The following is a 1,335-nucleotide window of genomic DNA, read 5'->3' on the forward strand; positions in this document are numbered from 1 at the left end:
GCAGGCGGGGCGGCCCAGCCGACCTCGCCCCCCGCGCCCTCCCCGGCTTCGAGCCTCTCACCCGGGCTGGCCGCCGACGACGCGCAGACGGCGTGGGTGGAGTCGACACTCGCGCGGATGACGCCCGAGCAGCGGATCGGCCAGTTGCTCATGGGCTACGTGTTCGGGACGTCGGCGGACGACCGCACGCCGACCGCGCTGGCCGGCAACCGGATGGTCGCGGGCACCGACACGGCCGCCGCCGCCGTGCGCGATCTCGGCCTCGGCGGCGTCGTCCTGTTCGACGCCGGAGGCACCGGGCCGGGTGCGTTACCCGACAACGTCGTCGCCCCCGGCCAGGTCCTCGGCCTCACCGCCGGGCTGCAGGGCGCCGCGGCCATCCCCCTGCTCGTCGCCGCCGACCAGGAGCAGGGGCCGGTGATGCGGATCCGCGACGGGGTGACCCTGCTGCCCGACGCGATGGCGCAGGGCGCGAGCGGCCGCGTCGAGGACGCCCGCGACGCCGCCCGGGTGACCGGCACGGACCTGCGTGCGCTCGGGATCAACGTCGACTTCGCCCCCGACGCGGACGTCAACACCAATCCGGCCAACCCGGTGATCGGCGAGCGGTCGTTCGGCGACGACCCGGGCGCGGTCGCCCGCCTCACCGCCGCGGCCGTGACCGGGTTCGCCTCGGCGGGGGTGGCCGCCGCCCCGAAACACTTCCCCGGGCACGGTTCGACATCGGTCGACAGCCACCTCGACCTGCCGGTGGTCGCGTCCTCCCGCGAGCGCCTCGATGCCGTCGACCTGGCGCCGTTTCGGGCCGCCGTCGCCGCCGGGGCGCCGATGGTGATGGTCGGGCATCTGCTCGCCACCGCGTTGGACGGCGGGTCACCGGCATCGCTGTCCCCGGCGGTGGTGACCTCGCTGCTGCGCCGGGAGCTCGGCTTCGACGGCGTGGTCGTCACCGACGCGCTGAACATGGCTGCGATCACCAAGCGGTACTCGCCCGGCGAGGCCGCCGTGCGGGCGGTGCTCGCCGGCGACGACCTGCTGCTGATGCCACCGCGGCTCGTCGAGGCCCGCGACGGCCTGCTCGCCGCGCTGCGCAGCGGCCGGATCCCGGCCAGCCGCGTCGACGACTCGGCGCGTCGCGTGCTAAGTCTGAAGTGGCGCCTCGCGCACGCCACCCCGGCGCCGGGCGGCGATGGACCTGCCGTGGCCGCCCGGGTCGCGTCCCGGTCCGTCACCCTGCTGACGCAGGACTGCGGGATCCTCCCCCTGCGCGCGGGCGCCCCGGTGACGGTCGCCGGCTCGTCCACCGCGGCCGCCCGCCTGCGCGCGGCGCTGGCC

Annotated in this window: 1 protein-coding gene; it reads left to right on the forward strand. The window is 76.9% G+C overall.

The window, feature by feature from the left end:
• Positions 1 to 117: 117 nt before the first annotated feature.
• Positions 118 to 1,335 (forward strand): glycoside hydrolase family 3 protein (locus ND748_RS32130; RefSeq protein ID WP_285903000.1); only part of this gene is annotated, 1,218 nt, incomplete at its 3' end.

The organism is Frankia sp. AiPs1, from assembly GCF_023716945.1.
Classification (GTDB): domain Bacteria; phylum Actinomycetota; class Actinomycetes; order Frankiales; family Frankiaceae; genus Frankia.